Consider the following 16,395-nt stretch of genomic DNA (forward strand, 5'->3'; position numbering starts at 1 on the left):
CATTGTAATGCGTATCCGCTTCCATTTTAGATGGATTCCATTTGTTGTAATGCTGCTACTGGTGGCCCTGGGGGTATCGCTGGCGCAATGGCAGCAGCGCCGTGGCGACGAGAAACTTGCCCGCGCTGCCCGGCTGGAGGCGGGCAACCAGGCCGCACCCCTGGCCTTGAGCGCCGCCCCTTTGCTGCCGGCCGATGCGCAAGCGATCGAATACCGCCGCGTCACCGTCACGGGCCGCTTCGTGCCCGCCTGGACGGTCTACCTGGACAACCGGCCCTACAAGGGCCAGGCGGGTTTTCACGTGCTCACGCCATTCCAGATCGACGGTTCCGCCATGCACGTGCTGGTGGCGCAGGGCTGGTTGCCGCGCAACAACGCCGAGCGCACGCGCATCCCCGACTACGCCACGCCCGCGGGCAAGGTCACCATTAGCGGCATCGCGCGCCTGAACGCGGGTCACGTGATGGAACTGGGCACGGCGCCGGCCCTGGCGCCGCACGCCATCGTGCAAAATGCCGATATCGGCCAACTGGCCCGGGCCAGCGGCCTGGCCTTGCAGCCCTTCCTCCTCGAACAAACAGTGGATGTGGCCGCGGTGCCAGCGGCCAGCGCGCTTCCCGTGCGCGACTGGCCGGCGCCCGACCTGGGCGTCGACAAGCACCGCGGCTATGCATTCCAGTGGTATGCACTGGCACTGATGGCTTTTTTATTTTTTGTCTTTACAGGATTTCGACGTGCAAACAAACAGCCCTGAAGCAACGCAAGACAGCCCCGAGAAACAGACGCAGAACAGCGGACGCTGGAAACTGCTGGCGGTGGTGGCCGTGTGCGCCTTTCCCATCATCGCCTCGTATTTCACGTATTACATCATCAAGCCCACGGGCCGCAACAATTATGGCGCCCTGATCGACCCCCGTTTGCACCCGATTCCCGAAGCGCAGCTACAGGTGACGGAACTCGACGGCAAGGCCGCGCCGCTGGCGCAATTCAAGGGCAAGTGGGTGCTGCTGCAAACGGGACCGTCCGATTGCCAGGCCGCGTGCAAGAAGCAATTGTTTGACATGCAACAATTGCGCCTGATGCAAGGCAAGGAACGCGAACGCCTGGAACGCGTCTGGCTGGTGACGGATGCCCAGCCGCTCGACACCCTCGTGATGCGCGAATTCGATGGCACCAGCATGCTGCGCGTGAATGGCGACGCCTTGACGGCCTGGCTGCCCGTGGAGGCGGGCGGCAAGACCAGCGACCACCTGTATTTGATCGATCCACTGGGCAATTTGATGATGCGCTTCCCGAAAGATGCGGACCCGAACAAGATCAAGAAAGATATCGCCAAGCTGCTCAAAGCTTCGGCGATCGGTTGAGGAGGCTGCATGCCGACGATGCATCTCTCCGCGCTGGCCCAGCTGGGCTTGACAGGTTTGCTGGTGGCGCTGCTGCCGCTGACCATGGTGTGGGTGTCCGCGGACGCCAATAAATACCGCAAGCTGGTGTGGATCGCCGTCTTTTTGACGGTCGACCTGATCATGTTTGGCGGCTTCACGCGCCTGTCCGATTCCGGCCTCGGTTGTCCTGACTGGCCAGGCTGTTATGGTTCTGCCAATCCTTTCCTGGCGCACGAGCACATCGTGGCGGCGGAAACCCTGATGCCGACGGGACCCGTGACGGTGGTGAAAGCGTGGATCGAGATGACCCACCGCTACCTGGCCATGGCCATCGGCGTGCTGATCGTGGCGATGATGGTGCAGGCGTGGCGCCAGTGGCGCAAAAGCAAACGGCAGGAATTCGCCCCGGCGCTGCCGACGGCGCTGTTCTTGTTCGTCTGCTTGCAGGGCGCGTTCGGCGCCTGGACGGTGACCTTGAAGCTGCAGCCGGTGATCGTCACCATCCACTTGCTGCTGGGCATGGGCTTGCTGGCCATGCTGACTTGGCTGGGCGGGCGCCAGGATCATGCCGTCAAACCGATACTGCGCGCCGATGCGGACGCTTCCGTGCTGCGTCCCGTGCGCGCGCTGGCCGTCATGTCGCTGGTGCTGCTCACCGTGCAGATCGCGCTGGGCGGCTGGGTAAGCACCAACTACGCCACCCTGGCCTGCACGGATTTCCCCCTGTGCGGCGGCAAGGTGATTCCGGAGATGGATTTCGAGCATGGTTTCCATTTGTGGCGCGAACTTGGCAAGACAGCCGCCGGCCATTACTTGCCATTTTCTGCGCTGACGGCCATCCACTGGGTGCACCGCAACTTCGCCTTCGTCGTGCTGGCCGGTGTCGGCTATACGGTGTTGCGCGCGTGGAGCCTGCCGTCCCTGCGCGGCACGGCGCGCTGGCTTGCGCTGGTGCTGGCCTTGCAGGCTGCCACGGGCCTGGCGACGATCTACCTGAGCTGGCCATTGTCGATTGCCGTGCTGCATAACGGCGGGGCGGCGCTGCTCGTGTTGTTGCTGACCATGTTAAACTACAAGGCTAAATTCCAACTCGATGTAGCGCGCACTGTTAAGCGCGCTTGCGCCTCCGCGACAGTGCCCACTGCATCAGCCAGTCCTTCCCGTACCGCATAAATGACTACTCAGACCATCAGCCGTAAACCTTCCCCCCGCATCGCCCAGTACTGGGCGCTGACCAAGCCGCGCGTGACGCAACTGGCCGTGTTTTGCGCCGTCATCGGCATGTTCCTGGCCAGCGAGGAGTTGCCTGACTGGCGCGCGGTGGTGTTCGGCACCCTCGGCATCTGGCTGCTGGCCGGCGCCGCGTTTGCCGTCAACTGCCTGGCCGAGCGCGAAATCGATGCGCGTATGGCCCGCACGGCGCGCCGCCCCATGGCCATGGGCGACATCAGCGTGAAGCAGACGGTGGTGTTCGCGCTGGTGATCGGCGGCCTGGGCATGGCGATTTTGTACAACCTCGTCAATCCGCTGACCATGTGGCTGACCTTTGTCACCTTTGTCGGCTATGCCTTGATCTACACCATGGTGCTGAAACCGGCCACGCCGCAAAATATCGTCATCGGCGGCCTGTCCGGCGCCATGCCGCCCGCGCTGGGCTGGGCCGCCGTCGCCAACGACGTGCCGATGCAGGCGTGGCTGCTGGTCTTGATCATTTTCGTGTGGACGCCGCCGCACTTCTGGGCCCTGGCCATGTACCGGCGCGACGATTACGCGCGCTCGGGCTTGCCCATGCTGCCCGTCACGCACGGCTTGAAATTCACGCAATTCCACGTCTGGCTGTACTCGATCGTGCTGGCGGCCACCACCTTGCTGCCCTTTGCCGTGCGCATGAGCGGCCTGATCTACCTGGCCTCGGCCGTGCTGCTGAATGCCGGCTTCCTGTATTACGCGTGGAAGATGTACCGCCACTACACGGACTTGATCGCGCGCAAAGCGTTTACCTATTCCATCATTTACCTGGCATTGCTGTTCGCGGCCCTGCTGGTCGACCACTACATTCCCCTCGGAACATGAAAAAATACCTGACCTTGTTGTTGGCGACCGCCCTGGTCGCCGTTCTCGCCGGCTGCGGCAAGCCTGCCGCGACCAAGCTGGAATTCAAGAATACGGACGTGACGGGCCTGGGCTACGCGCGCGAGTTCGCGCTGACGGACCACACGGGCCACCCGCGCACGCTGGCCGACTACAAGGGCAAGCTGGTGCTGATGTTTTTCGGCTACACGCAATGCCCGGATGTGTGCCCCACGACCATGGCCGACATGGCGCAGGTGATGCAGGAAATGGGCCCGCAGGCGGAGCAGGTGCAAGTGCTGTTCGTCACCGTCGACCCCGAGCGCGACACGCAGCCATTGCTGGCGCAGTACGTGCCCGCCTTCGACAAGCGCTTCGTGGGCCTGTATGGCGATGCAGCGGCGACGGCCAAGGTGGCCAAGGAATTCAAGGTGTATTACGCCAAGGTCGAGGGCGAAACGGATAGCAGCTACACGGTCGACCACACGGCCGGCACCTATGTGTTCGACCGCGAAGGCAAGATCCGCCTGTTCGTGCGCCACGGCGAAAAACCTGCCGCCATCGCGCACGATCTTAAACTTCTGCTATCCTGACCCGGTCGCGCCCCCAGGCGCCATCTTCAGGATATGCAGTACATGGATAAACGTTTCGAGCCTCACGCCCGCCTGGCAGCCATCATCTTCTTGCTGATAGGCTGCTTTTTCGTCTTGCGGCCTTTCCTCGCTGCCATGCTGTTTGCCGCCTGCGTGGGCATTTCCAGCTGGCCTTTGTATATTCTTCTGCTCGAGCGCCTGAAAGGCCGGCGCAACTGGGCGGCCGCCATCATGACCCTGTCCCTGGTGCTGGTCATCGTGCTGCCGCTGGCCCTCGTCACCTACAACCTGGCCGACAATGTTTCGCGCATCTATGAGCAGTTGCGTACGGCGCTGGAATCGGGCGGCCTGCATCCGCCGGCCTGGCTGGCCAGCATCCCCGTGGTGGGCGAAACCATCGCTGGCTACGTTGAGCGCCTGCTCGCTGACCGTGAGGAATTATTGAATTTGGGTAAGACCATGCTGGAGCCGGCGCGTCATTTCCTCGCTTCCGGCGGCATCTTGCTGGGCACGGGCCTGGCGCAGACCAGCCTGGCCGTGTTCGTCAGCTTCTTCCTCTACCGCGACGGCCAGCAACTGAGCCGGGCCCTGATGACGGGCGCCGGCCGCATCATCGGCGACAGCGCGCCGGGCGTTGGCCTGACCATCAGCCGCACCGTGCGCGGCGTCATGTACGGTTTGCTGGGCACGGCGCTGGCGCAGGCCCTGGTGGCGGTGATCGGCTTTCTGATCGCCGGCGTGCCCGCCGTAGCGTTGCTGGGCGTGGCCACCTTCATCTTTTCGCTGATTCCCGTGGGCCCGCCCCTGATCTGGGGCGGCGCCGCCATCTGGCTGTTTACGGACGGGCAGACGGGCTGGGGTATTTTCATGCTGGTGTGGGGCGCGCTGCTGATCAGCGGCGTGGACAACGTGGTCAAACCCATGCTGATCAGCCGCGGCAGCAGCCTGCCGTTTTTGCTGGTGCTGCTGGGCGTGCTGGGCGGCGTGCTGGCCTTCGGCTTCGTCGGCATCTTCATCGGGCCGACCCTGCTGGCGGTGCTGTACAGCCTGCTGCAAACGTGGACGGTGGGCGAGACCACCGTGCCACAGGGCAAGGATACGATTACCTTGAAAAAAGATTAGTCGCGTAAGTCCGCATCGAGGTCGCGTTCCTGCTTGGGGATCACCTTGATGAGCACGATGCGGGGCCCGTTCATCTTCTTGACGACGATGTCGAAGTCGACAAAGGTGATGCGTTGGCCCTGCTTCGGAATATCCCCCAGCTTGACCATGATCAAGCCACCCACCGATTCCACGTCATCCAGCCCCAGTTCCTCGTTTTCGATATCGATGCCGAGGATGCGTTCGAGCGAGAAGATGGGCAGGCTGGCCTTGCCGATCAGGGTGCCGTCGCTTTGCTTGAGCCAGTCGTTTTCATTGCGGCGGAATTCGTCGCGGATTTCGCCGACCATGGCGCCGAGCAAGTTATCGAGCGTAATGAAACCCAGCGGGCGCTTGCCTTTTTCGCCGATCAGGGCGAAGTGGGGCGCGCCGTCGCGGAAACGGCGAAACAGTTCGAGCGCCGGTGTGCGCGCGGAAATGATGTCGACGGGGCGCAAAAAAGGCGTCAGCGAGGTGATCGGTTTGCCTGCCTGCTGGGCAAAGAACAGGTCTTTCAAGTGCACCACGCCCAGCACATCGTCTTCATTCATGTCGAAATACGGATAGCGGCTGAAGCGGTTGCGCAGCACTGTGTCGAGGTTTTCTTCCAGCGTGCGCGAGGCGTGCAGGGCGATCACTTCGTTGATCGGGCGCATCAGGTCCGACACTGTCATCTGTTCAAAATCGAGCGACTGCGCCAGGATGTTGCGTTCGTCGCGCGTAAACTTCTCGCCGGGCTGGCTGGTGCGCAGGATCAGCTTGAGTTCTTCGGACGAGTAATGGGCATCGTGGCCGCCCTTGCCGGACAGGCCTGCCATGCGCAGCACCCAGTTGGCGCTGGCGTTGAGCAGGTAAATGGCCGGATACATGGCCCAATAGAAACCATACAGGGGAATCGCGCTCCACAGGCCGACGGCTTCCGGGTTGCGGATGGCCATCGATTTGGGCGCCAGTTCGCCCACGACGATGTGCAGGAAGGAAATGACGCTGAAGGCGACGACGAACGAGACGCCGTGGATCAGTTCTTGCGAAGTGACGCCGATGGCGCCGAACACGGGTTCGAGCAAGCCGGCAAACGCCGGTTCGCCGACCCAACCCAGGCCCAGCGATGCCAGGGTAATGCCCAGCTGGCAGGCGGACAGATAGGCGTCCAGCTGGCCATGCACCTTGGCCAGGATGCTGCCCCGCAATCCCTGCGTCTTGGCGATGGCGCGGATGCGCGTGCGCCGCAATGTGACGATGCCAAACTCGGCGGCAACAAAAAAACCGTTCAGCGCGACCAGGAAGAGGGCGAGCAGGACTAGCAAGACATTGTGCATGGGGGCGCAGAAGATGGGCTGGTAAAACGTCATCTTAAACGACGAAGGGCGCCATAGCCTAATTTAGCCGCGCGCCCCGCCCGTGCAGGCGGGCGCGCGCGGCAGGTTTTTCACGCTTTTTCAGCCTTTGGCCGCCGTTTGCGGTCCGCCGCGCATGGCAAAGACCATGACGGCCGAGACGATGGCGGGGATGGCGACGACGAGGAAAATCGTGCTGTTGGGCCAGTTCAGGCGGATCAGCTCGCCACCGAGCACGGGGCCGATGATGGAACCGATGCGCCCGATGCCCAGGCTCCAGCCGATGCCCGTCGAGCGCAAGGTGGTCGGGTAGTAGCTGGCCGCCAGGGCATTCACGGCAGGCTGGCCGCCCACCACGCAAAAGCCGGCGATGAAGATGGTGATGAACAAAAAGGCCAGCGACACGTCGGGACGGCCGATCAGGGCGATGGCGACCGCAGCGACGAGGAAGCATGGCAGGAGGATGCGGCGGAAGCTGGAGCGGTCGATCAGCTGGCCCATGACGAGGGTGCCGATGGTGCCGCCCACTTGCAGGGCCGTGCCGGCCAGCACGGCGTTGGCCGTGGACAGGCCCGCTTCCTTGGCGATGGTCGGCAGCCAGTTCGACAGGAAATACAAGTTCAGCAAGTTCATGAAGTTGATGACCCACAACAAGATCGTCATCTTCGCGCGGCCGCCCGTAAACAATTGCAGCACGGGCGCGCCCTTGTGGGCCTTCTCATGCACAACATACTGGGTATGGGCCGTGATGGTCACCGTTGGATCGATGCGTTTCAACCACTGCGCCACCTTGTCGAGCTTGCGTTGCTTGAGCACCAGGAATTGCATCGATTCCGGCAGCAGGAAGAACATCAGCACGCCAATCACCAGCGGCACCACGCCGCCCACGTAAAACACGGATTGCCAGCCGAATGCGGGGATCAGCGCGGCCGACAGCAAGCCACCGAGCACGGCGCCCAAAGTAAAACCGCAGGAGACCAGCATCATCAGCGTGACTTTCTTGCGCAGGGGGCTGTATTCGCCGGCAAGCGCCATGGCGTTTGGCATCACGGCGCCCAGACCCAGGCCCGTGATGAAACGGATCAGCTGCAATTGCTCGATGTTTGTGGCCAGCGGCGTGACCAGCATGCACAGCGAAAAGAAGATGGTCGAGCCGATCAGCACGGGACGGCGGCCGAACTTGTCGGCCGTGATGCTGAACACCAGGGAGCCGACCAGCATGCCCAGCAGGCCCGCGCCAAACACGGGGCCCAGGTTGGCCTTGCTGACGTGCCAGTCGGCGATGATGGCGGGCGCCACATAACCCATGGCCTGCACGTCGAAGCCATCCATGATGACGCACAGCCCGCACAGGATCAGCATGCCGATCTGGAAGGAACCGATCTTGTTGTTATTGATGAGATCGGGAATATCGATCGTCTTGCCTGCCGTGGACATGGTGCCGCTCCTGTTTTTTTATGGTGGTCGCGCCCTTCCGGCGAGGGACAGGCGCGTGTTTGTCTCAGGCTTCATTACAATCGCTTTTGATTGATTATTCAAACGTTATTTTCGAATGGATTTATCAGGTTTCCTTGTGAATCTTCGGCGAGCGCTGGATGCTGGCCAGGATCACGTCCAGCGCCGGGTGCATGATCTTGCGCTCGTTCGAGATGACGTAAAACTGCTCGCGCAGGGACGAGGCGTCGCCCACCAGCACGGCGCCGAATTGCTCCTCGATCTCGTCGGCCAGGCTGGCCGAGGCGAAGAACAGGCCCAGGCCCTTGCGGCCAAACGCGTTGAGCATGGCGTTGTCTTCGAATTCACCGACCACGTCGGGGCGCACGCCTTGCTGCACCATCCATTCGTCGATACGCCCGCGCAGGGCGTTATTGCGCGCGGGCAGTAAAAATGGGGCGCCGTGCAGGCTGTGCGGGAAATTGTCGCGGTATTGTCCGGCCAGCGCGGGGATGGCGAACAGCTTCATGGCGCTTTCGCCCCACAGGTGGCTGGACACGCGCAGGCTGGCGCCCGCCGGCACGGCGCGGTCCGTCAAGACCAGGTCCAGCTTGTGCAGGGCCAGGTCGGCCAGCAGGGACTCGAATTCATCTTCCAGGCACACCAGCTTGACGGGCTTGTCCAGGCTGCGCGTGGCGTCGAGCATGCGATACGCCATCAGTTTCGGCAGCGAGTCTGAAATGCCCACCGTCAGGCGCATCTTTTCCGCGTCCGTGTCGGCCAGCGCTTCCTGCATCTGTTCGCCGAGCAAAAAAATCTGGTCCGCGTAGCCCAGCGCCAGGCGGCCTGCTTCCGTCGGCACCAGGCGCCGTCCCTGCGGCTGCAGCAGGGACTTGCCCAGTTCCTTTTCCAGCAGGGCCAGCTGGGTGCTGATGGTTTGCACGGCCAGGCCCAGGCGTTCGGCCGCGCGCGTCACGCCGCCTTCCTTGGCGACCACCCAAAAGAAGTACAAATGGCGGTAATTGAAACCGGTAGTTTTCATCGCATGACCCTATCTTCTGTTTTTACGAAGTAATGCTTCTATTATCTTCCATTTTTAAATGTGTCACATGTCCTTATACTACGTTCCATTGAATTTGGATAAAGGGGAACTATCGATGAAACATTTCAGAGTGTCATTTCTAGTGACATTTATCTGCCTGGGCATTTCCGCCTGGTGGGGTTACACGCACGGTGGTGTGTCGACCATGCTGTCGGCATTGGGCATTGCGGTGATCCTGGGCGTAATGGAAGTCTCGCTGTCGTTTGACAACGCGGTGGTCAATGCCTCGGTGCTGAAGAACTGGGATAAGTTTTGGCAAAACCTGTTCCTGGGCGTGGGTATCATCATCGCCGTCTTCGGCATGCGTCTGCTGTTCCCACTGGTCATCGTGGCGCAAGCGGCGGACCTGGGCTTGCTGGAAGTATGGAATCTGGCCCTGAGCAATCCGGAACAGTATTCGATGCACCTGACGAATCACCATGCGGAAGTGGCGGCTTTCGGCGGCATCTTCCTGCTGCTGGTGTTCCTGAACTTCCTGCTGGACTCGGAAAAAGAAACGCACTGGCTGGGCCGTATTGAAGAAAAACTGGGTGCGTTGGGCAAGATCTCGTCGATTTCCGTGATGATCGCGCTGGGTACCCTGATGGCCAGCCTGTCGATGATCGAAGAAGGTCAGAAGCTGGTGGTCCTGACGGCCGGCCTGTGGGGTATTTTGACCTACGTGGGCGTCGATGTGATCAGTGGCTTGCTGGAAGGCGATAACGGCGACGGCAACATGGGCGACATCATCAAGCGCGGCGGTATTGGCGGCTTCCTGTACCTGGAAGTGCTCGACGCCTCGTTCAGCTTTGACGGCGTGATCGGCGCGTTTGCCATCACCAAGGATGTCGTGATCATCATGCTGGGCCTGGCGATCGGCGCGATGTTCGTGCGTTCGATGACGGTGTTCCTGGTGCGCAAGGGCACGCTGGACGAGTTCGTTTATCTGGAGCACGGCGCGCACTATGCGATCGGTATCCTGGCTGTGATCATGTTGGTCAGCATGAAGTTCCACATTCCCGAGATCTTCACGGGTCTGATCGGCGTGGCCTTCATTCTCGCCTCGCTGTGGTCGTCGATCCGCTACAAGCGCAGGATGGCCCTCGAAGAAGGCAAGATGGAAGCGCTGGAACCGGTCAAGGCAACAGCAGTGTAAAGAATGCGCGGCAAACGACTACACCGGTTTGTCGGCAAGTTGTAGCAAGCGTCGCCGCCGGCCTGGGGAGTCAGGCCGGTGGAGGACGCCAGGTGTTTGGTCATACACAACCCACATAGGAGCAATACATTATGGCAATCAGTCTGCAAAAAGGCGGCAACGTCAACCTGAGCAAGGAAGCCCCTGGCATTTCGAAGATGATCATCGGCCTGGGCTGGGATGCCCGCGCCACCGATGGCGCCGCGTTCGACATCGACGGTTCCGTGTTCCTGTTGAAGGCCGACGGCAAGGTACGCGCCGACGTCGACATGATTTTCTACAACAACCTGAAGTCGAGCGACGGTTCCGTCACCCACTCGGGCGACAACACCACCGGCGCTGGCGATGGCGATGATGAAACCGTCATCGTCGACCTGGCCACGGTGCCAGCCGAGATCGACAAGATCGCCGTCTGCGTGACGATACACGATGCCGAAGCGCGCAAGCAAAACTTTGGTATGGTATCGAAGGCGTATGTACGCTGCGTGAATGCCAACGGCAACACGGAAATCGCCCGCTTCGACCTGTCGGAAGACGGTTCGGCGGAAACGGCCATGGTCTTCGGCGAAATCTACCGCAATGGCGCGGATTGGAAATTCAAGGCCATCGGCCAGGGCTACAAGGGCGGCCTGGGCCCCCTGGCAGCATCGTTCGGCGTCGGCGTATAAGGTAGCCACACCAAACCTACTGCGCGGTGCGCTTTGCGGCCGGCGATGCTCACCGTACTAAAGTACGGTTGCGCTTCTCGGCCACAAATCACATCCGCTCGCTACGGTTTTGTGCGGCACCGTTATTCTGTAGTAAGGGCGGTTTAGCCCGACATCACCATCATCGTCAAGGAAGGAACAGTTGTATGCCAGTTTTCAATATTACCGGGGACGTCGACCCGTTCCTGCATGTGTCGCTGGCCAAGGGCGAGAAGATTTATTGCGAATCCAACGCGATGGTGATGATGGAAACCAATCTTGAGCTGAAAGGCAAGATGACGGGCGGCATAGGCGCCGCGCTGATGCGCACCTTTGCCAACGGCGAATCGTTCTTTCAGCAGCATATCGAGGCCATGCGGGGCGACGGCGACTGTCTGCTGTCGCCCACCTTGCCCGGCGCGATGCGGGTGCTTGATGTGGGCGCCCAGCAATACATGATCAGCGACGGCGCCTTCGTGGCGGCCAGTGCTGGCGTGGAATTGAAGGTGCGCACGCAAAGTCTTGGCAATGCGCTGTTTGCCCAGAGCGGTGGTTTTTTCATCACCGAGACGGCAGGCAGCGGCCAGTTGGCGGTGTCCGGTTTTGGCGCGATGTCGATACTGGAAGTGACGCCTGGCAAGGACGTGGTGATCGATAACTCGCACGTCGTGTGCTGGGACAACCGCCTGCAATACGAAATTTCCATGACGACCGGCAGCAGCGGTGGCTTTCTGGGTAATTTGATCAATAGCCAGACCAGCGGCGAGGGCATGGTACTGAAGTTTTCAGGCACGGGGAAAATCCTCGTGTGCTCGCGCAACCGCGCAGCCTTCCTCGCCTGGACGCAAAGCAAGCCGGCGTAATCAAGCAGTAACTAACTAAACAGGAGCAATGCGTATGTCTGTCAATTTGAGCAAAGGCCAGAAGATTTCTCTGGACAAAGAAGCTGGTGCCACCCTGACCCGTATCACCATGGGCCTGGGCTGGGATGCCGTCAAGACCAAGGGTTTCCTGGGCTTCGGTTCGAAGACCGAAGCCGTCGACCTGGACGCTTCGTGCGTCATGTTCGATGAGAACAAGAGCACGTCCGACATCGTCTGGTTCCGCCAGCTGAAAAGCAAGGACGGCAGTATCGTTCACACGGGCGACAACCGTACGGGCGCGGGTGATGGCGACGACGAACAGATCAATGTCGATCTGTCGACAGTGCCGGCGCACGTGAAAAGCCTGGTCTTCACCGTCAACAGCTTTACTGGCCAGAACTTCTCGCAGGTGGAAAACGCCTATTGCCGCATCTTGAATGCCAGCAATAACCAGGAAGTCGCGCGTTTCAACCTGTCTGTGCAAGGTTCCCACACGGCACAGATCATGGCCAAGCTGTACCGCCATAACGGCGAATGGAAGATGCACGCCATCGGAGAAAACGGCAACGGTCGCACCTTTGACGACCTCATGCCGCAGATTGCCGTGCATCTATAAGGAGCAGTACGCAGCGGGCGGGGGACGGACCGGATACCGGCCCTTGTCCGCTGCTCTATATTGAAGGAGAGTATGTCGTGATGCGATTGCTGATAGCCTTGCTACTTCCGTGTCTCACGTTTTTCATGCTGGGGCGCCCGCTGGCCGGTGCCGCCGCCTTGATCATGCAGTGCACTGTGATCGGCTGGGCGCCGGCGGCCCTGTGGGCCCTGTACACGGTGAACCAGCATAAAACGGAGCAGGAACTGGAAGGTGCGTTAAGCCGCAGCTACATGCGCAGGCGTAGTCGGTTGATTTAAATCAACCGGGCGCTTGGAATCCTTGCGCTAAAGCCCGCACGAGCGATCGTGCGGGCTTTTTTGTGGGCGCTCACTTCTTGCAGCGTATCGGCACGTTGACGGAATTGCCATCCGAACTCAAGTTGCGGTACTGCAAATCTTCGCTTTCGATGGCGAAGCGGGGCACGGCGTGGACATAGCGCTGCTTGCAGACGGTATCGTCATTGATCAGCTGGCCCGCCAGCATGTAGTCGCACAGGGCGAAGCGCGATTCTTCGTCGTCTAGGATCAGCACGCGCGCGGCGCTGTACAGGGCCGCTTGCAAGACGTCCGGGCTGCAGTTTTCCGGGCCCGTCAGCTTCAGATGGGTTTTTGTCTGCGTGGCCAGGCGTTGCAGCTTGACCAAGGCGGCGCGTTCATCCTTGCGCGCACCGTCGACTTGCACATCGTCGCTGGACAGGCGCAGCGCCAGCGAGGCGATTTGGTCGATGGAAATATGCCAGGCAAAACCTTCCAGTCGCGTGCGGATCTGGCCCGGCAAGGGATCGGCTGCATCGACTTCGCAGCGGTACTGGCCCAGATGAGGCCGACACAGCACGGGAATGGCAAAGGCCGAAGTGCGCTTGCCCTTGACGAATTTCTGGCTCAGGTCGCCAAAATTTTCATGCGTGATGGTATCGAAGCGGGCTTGCCCAAAGCCCATCTTGACGAGGTTTTCCTTGCGCTGGCGCGAAAACAGGGCGTCGACGGCATCGTAGATATTCTTGTTGAAGATGCGGTCCAGCGGCTGGCGTTCGTCCGACATTTTTTCGAATACGGCGCTGGAATTGGGCGCGTTGGCATCAATGGCAATGAGGACGAAGGGTTTGCTGTTCAGGCGCGGCGGCACGACGGCCATGTCGTTGCCATACAGCTGCGTCAAGGCCACGTCCCACAGGGTTTCCACGCCCAGGTTGTCGGCCGCGCCGCCGTCGAACAGATGCACGTAGGACGGCGATTCGCGCGATTCGGAACCGAGTTCCGGCACGAAACTGTTTTTCGGGCGGAAACGCTCGAAGGTGACGGAATCGAACACGCCGGGAAAGGCGGCCGAGGTGGCCACGGCCGTGGCCAGGCGGATATCCTGGATCGGCGAATGCAGGGTGCCGTAAAAATACTCATAGGAAAACACCACGCGCTTGCCGCCATCGGTGGCGTCCGTGGCGTTGGCCAGGAAGATGGGGCCGTCGTGCGGCAAGTCCTGGTAGGTTTTCTTGTCGTACAGCACATCGTCAAACACGTCGGACAGGAACGATGTGCGCGTCTTGTTCGTCAACAACATCGTTGTCAGGTTGGCGGGTTTTAAAATGGTCTGGCCGAAGAAATCCGTTTTCAGTTTGCTGCGCAGCAAGGGCCAATTCGTTTGCTTGCCATGCAGCGCATAGTAGCCGCCCGCGATGGCGCCGCCCGAGACGCCGGAGATGGCCGAGGCGCCGCTGACGAGGCCGAACTGTTCCAGCTGCTCCAGCGAGGCAGCCGAGAAATTGGCCGCTCGGCTGCCGCCGCCGGACAGGGCGATGCCGATGAAATGGTCGCTGGGCATGGGATTCTGGATGCGCGCCTTGGGCGCGTCAATGCGCAGGCGCGGTGTTTCCTGCACAGCAAACGTGCGGTTTTCGACGCCGCTGTTGGGGCGCAGGGCGAGTACCGTGCAGCCGCTCAGCAGCGCAAGGAGGAAAAATGGTGCGAACAAGTGTGGATGCATGCGCGATCTGTGCGTAGTCATTGTTTGGGATACGGACGGAAACGTGTGCGATTCTAGCAAACTTGTCGCTGCTTAACATGAAGATGGTGGCGTGATGGCAATGGCCCGCTGCGCGGGCAGCAAGCGCTACTGCTCGCTGCATGCAGCACGCGGGGAGCATCCTGCATCGAGGAGACAAGAGAGATGCCTTGAGACTTGTCTCCGGGAGGGCGCGTAGTGCGCTTTAATGGCGCAGCATGACGCCCGTGGCGATGCAGCCGGCGATCGCCAAACCCATGGTCAGGCTATGCGCCGCCATCAGGAATGCCCAGCGGCAGACGGTGGCGAGTTTGCCGCTCGGATACACGCGCCACATGGCCCAGGGCAGATAGGCGAGCAGCCAGGCGCCGAGTGCGAGGCGGACAATCTCGATGGGGATCAAGGTCATCAGCGCCATCGTGATGAAGGCAAAGGCATTCGTATGCAGGGCGAACAGGAAATGCTCGCCATAGCGGCGCCCGCTGCCCAGGTAGAGGATCTTCAAATACAGGGCGAACAGCGGCATCAGGCAAAACATGGCATACGGCGCGTAATGGAAAAAGCTTTCCACCACGAATTTTTGTTTCTCTGCCGTGGGTAGTTGCTCAAAGTCTTGCCATTGGCGTGGCAGGGTGGGTGTCTGGCCCAAAATGCTGACCTGCATAGTCGGTGACTTGTTTTCCGGAATTTGACGGGGGCCATGGGCGCTCACCTGGGCTTGCTGGCTGTGGACGGTGAGAAATACGTCGGGGCTGCTGAACTTCAGGATGGCAAAGAACAGGATGCTGAAGGTCAGGTACACCCGCAGCGGCTCGACGTAGCGCACGCGGCGTCCCGCGATGTATTCATTGCTCAGCGCACCCGGACGAAACAGCAGCAGCGCCAGAGTACGCCAAAGCTTGCCTTCGAGCGCCACGTAATGCGCGACAAATTCATGCAGGAATTCGCGCGCGCTGGGCACGTGCACGGTAGTCGCCTGGCCACAGGCGCTGCAGAAGTTGCCTGGTGCGTGGGTGGCGCAGTTATGGCAGGTGCTGGCGGGACTCGTGCTGGGTGACACTGTTTTCAAGATGGACTCTTTCCATAGCCGAAAGGTAAAGTGATCGCTCAAGGGCGCAGCATATGATGAAGGAAAACAATGGTAAAAGGGCATTTTTCTCTCAGTAGTTGCTTCCGCGATACAAATTGCGGGCACCGTTCAGCCAGCGAAGGCTGCCAGCAGGCGCCGCTCGCTGGCGGGCGTAAGGCGCAGGGCACGGCTGTCGAGTTCGCGCTCGGCCCAGCGCTGGCGCAGGGCCAGCTGCAGGATGGCGGCCCCCAGCGCGCCGCCCAGGTGGGCGCGCCGTTCGCTCCAGTCCAGGCAGGCACAGGCGAAGCGGCGGCGCTGCTGCTGCAGTTGCGGCAGGTCGATGCCCAGCGCAGCCATGCCGGCCGCACCCGCTTCCGACAGGCGATATTCTCCTCCATCGTCCAGCAGCCAGCCTTGCGCGTGCAACTGGTCGTGCAGGGCGACGGCGACGCTGCCGGCCATGTGGTCGTAACAGGTGCGCGCATGGCGCAAGCGGTCCGGCGTGGTGGGCGTAAAGGGCGTTGCCGGCACGCCGGCTACCACCAGCAGCGCTTCCAGCGCCCGTGCCACCTCTGCATTGGCCAGGCGGTAATAGCGGTGCTTGCCCTGCGCCACCATCGATAGCAAGCCATCGTCGCGCAGGCGCGCCAGATGGGCGCTGGCAGTCGAGGCGCCAACCTCGGCCAGCGCTGCCAATTCCGTGGCCGTGCGCGCATGGCCATCGAGCAGGCTGCACAGCATGCGCGCGCGCGCCGGTTCGGCGATGGCGCCGGCCAGTTGCGCCAGGCGTACATCGGCCGTGTGGGGAAGGGGGCTGTCATCCATGATTCGTTCGTGGGCGAAGTGTTGTAGTGGAAGGGGCAGCATACTCGTGTCCCCACCTCAC

17 protein-coding genes are annotated in these 16,395 nt (G+C 61.2%); 11 read left to right on the forward strand and 6 right to left on the reverse strand.

Features of this window, described 5'->3' with window-relative positions:
• Positions 1 to 7 precede the first annotated feature (7 nt).
• The 6 genes from ACQ4W0_RS27685 to ACQ4W0_RS27710 are packed head-to-tail and all read left to right on the forward strand — an operon-like array spanning position 8 to position 5,170.
• Positions 8 to 754 carry an SURF1 family protein gene (locus ACQ4W0_RS27685; protein WP_436579661.1) on the forward strand — a complete coding sequence of 249 codons (747 nt, stop codon included), beginning with the start codon at positions 8 to 10 and terminating at the stop codon, positions 752 to 754.
• Positions 735 to 1,364 carry an SCO family protein gene (locus ACQ4W0_RS27690; RefSeq protein WP_436579662.1) on the forward strand — a complete coding sequence of 210 codons (630 nt, stop codon included), beginning with the start codon at positions 735 to 737 and terminating at the stop codon, positions 1,362 to 1,364. Before ACQ4W0_RS27685 ends, ACQ4W0_RS27690 begins: the two co-directional genes overlap by 20 nt.
• Positions 1,365 to 1,382: 18 nt before the next feature.
• Positions 1,383 to 2,558, forward strand: a complete 1,176-nt coding sequence (locus tag ACQ4W0_RS27695) for a COX15/CtaA family protein (RefSeq protein ID WP_436579726.1) — start codon at positions 1,383 to 1,385, stop codon at positions 2,556 to 2,558.
• A complete protein-coding gene (gene cyoE, locus ACQ4W0_RS27700) occupies positions 2,559 to 3,458 on the forward strand; it encodes a heme o synthase (RefSeq protein ID WP_436579663.1) in 900 nt (299 codons plus the stop codon).
• Complete coding sequence (locus ACQ4W0_RS27705; protein WP_436579664.1) at positions 3,455 to 4,048, forward strand: SCO family protein; 594 nt, start codon at positions 3,455 to 3,457, stop codon at positions 4,046 to 4,048. Before cyoE ends, ACQ4W0_RS27705 begins: the two co-directional genes overlap by 4 nt.
• 42 nt (positions 4,049 to 4,090) lie before the next feature.
• Positions 4,091 to 5,170 carry an AI-2E family transporter gene (locus tag ACQ4W0_RS27710; RefSeq protein WP_436579665.1) on the forward strand — a complete coding sequence of 360 codons (1,080 nt, stop codon included), beginning with the start codon at positions 4,091 to 4,093 and terminating at the stop codon, positions 5,168 to 5,170.
• On the opposite strand, the gene ACQ4W0_RS27715 is transcribed toward ACQ4W0_RS27710, so the two are convergent.
• The 3 genes from ACQ4W0_RS27715 to nhaR all read right to left on the reverse strand — a co-directional run bounded on the left by ACQ4W0_RS27715 (position 5,167) and on the right by nhaR (position 9,001).
• Entirely contained in the window at positions 5,167 to 6,507 is a 1,341-nt protein-coding gene (locus ACQ4W0_RS27715) for a hemolysin family protein (protein WP_436579666.1), read from the reverse strand. The two genes, ACQ4W0_RS27710 and ACQ4W0_RS27715, sit on opposite strands and share 4 nt — an antisense overlap.
• A gap of 120 nt (positions 6,508 to 6,627) precedes the next feature.
• A complete protein-coding gene (locus ACQ4W0_RS27720; RefSeq protein WP_436579667.1) occupies positions 6,628 to 7,962 on the reverse strand; it encodes an MFS transporter in 1,335 nt (444 codons plus the stop codon).
• A 124-nt stretch (positions 7,963 to 8,086) separates the two neighbouring features.
• Entirely contained in the window at positions 8,087 to 9,001 is a 915-nt protein-coding gene (nhaR, locus tag ACQ4W0_RS27725) for a transcriptional activator NhaR (RefSeq protein ID WP_436579668.1), read from the reverse strand.
• A 115-nt stretch (positions 9,002 to 9,116) separates the two neighbouring features.
• On the opposite strand from nhaR, the gene ACQ4W0_RS27730 reads away from it, so the two are divergent.
• The 5 genes from ACQ4W0_RS27730 (at position 9,117) to ACQ4W0_RS27750 (ending at position 12,699) form a co-directional block, all read left to right on the forward strand.
• Complete coding sequence (locus ACQ4W0_RS27730; RefSeq protein ID WP_436579669.1) at positions 9,117 to 10,196, forward strand: DUF475 domain-containing protein; 1,080 nt, start codon at positions 9,117 to 9,119, stop codon at positions 10,194 to 10,196.
• A 131-nt stretch (positions 10,197 to 10,327) separates the two neighbouring features.
• The gene (locus ACQ4W0_RS27735; RefSeq protein WP_034784897.1) at positions 10,328 to 10,903 is read left to right on the forward strand and encodes a TerD family protein; all 576 of its coding nucleotides are present in this window, start codon (positions 10,328 to 10,330) and stop codon (positions 10,901 to 10,903) included.
• A gap of 185 nt (positions 10,904 to 11,088) precedes the next feature.
• On the forward strand, positions 11,089 to 11,784 hold the full coding sequence (locus ACQ4W0_RS27740; protein ID WP_436579670.1) for a TIGR00266 family protein: 696 nt from the start codon (positions 11,089 to 11,091) through the stop codon (positions 11,782 to 11,784).
• A gap of 34 nt (positions 11,785 to 11,818) precedes the next feature.
• Positions 11,819 to 12,400: a TerD family protein gene (locus tag ACQ4W0_RS27745; RefSeq protein ID WP_436552592.1), complete on the forward strand. Its 582-nt coding sequence runs from the start codon at positions 11,819 to 11,821 to the stop codon at positions 12,398 to 12,400.
• An 80-nt stretch (positions 12,401 to 12,480) separates the two neighbouring features.
• Positions 12,481 to 12,699 (forward strand): YqaE/Pmp3 family membrane protein, encoded by a 219-nt coding sequence (locus ACQ4W0_RS27750; protein ID WP_086139074.1) that lies wholly within the window; start codon positions 12,481 to 12,483, stop codon positions 12,697 to 12,699.
• A 70-nt stretch (positions 12,700 to 12,769) separates the two neighbouring features.
• On the opposite strand, the gene ACQ4W0_RS27755 is transcribed toward ACQ4W0_RS27750, so the two are convergent.
• The 3 genes from ACQ4W0_RS27755 to ACQ4W0_RS27765 form a co-directional block, all read right to left on the reverse strand.
• On the reverse strand, positions 12,770 to 14,422 hold the full coding sequence (locus ACQ4W0_RS27755; RefSeq protein WP_436579671.1) for a patatin-like phospholipase family protein: 1,653 nt from the start codon (positions 14,420 to 14,422) through the stop codon (positions 12,770 to 12,772).
• A gap of 223 nt (positions 14,423 to 14,645) precedes the next feature.
• Complete coding sequence (locus tag ACQ4W0_RS27760) at positions 14,646 to 15,500, reverse strand: DUF3667 domain-containing protein (protein WP_436579727.1); 855 nt, start codon at positions 15,498 to 15,500, stop codon at positions 14,646 to 14,648.
• A 138-nt stretch (positions 15,501 to 15,638) separates the two neighbouring features.
• Complete coding sequence (locus ACQ4W0_RS27765; RefSeq protein ID WP_436579672.1) at positions 15,639 to 16,334, reverse strand: ArsR/SmtB family transcription factor; 696 nt, start codon at positions 16,332 to 16,334, stop codon at positions 15,639 to 15,641.
• Positions 16,335 to 16,395 lie beyond the last annotated feature (61 nt).

It is taken from the genome of Janthinobacterium breve (assembly GCF_051380895.1).
GTDB lineage: Bacteria > Pseudomonadota > Gammaproteobacteria > Burkholderiales > Burkholderiaceae_D > Janthinobacterium.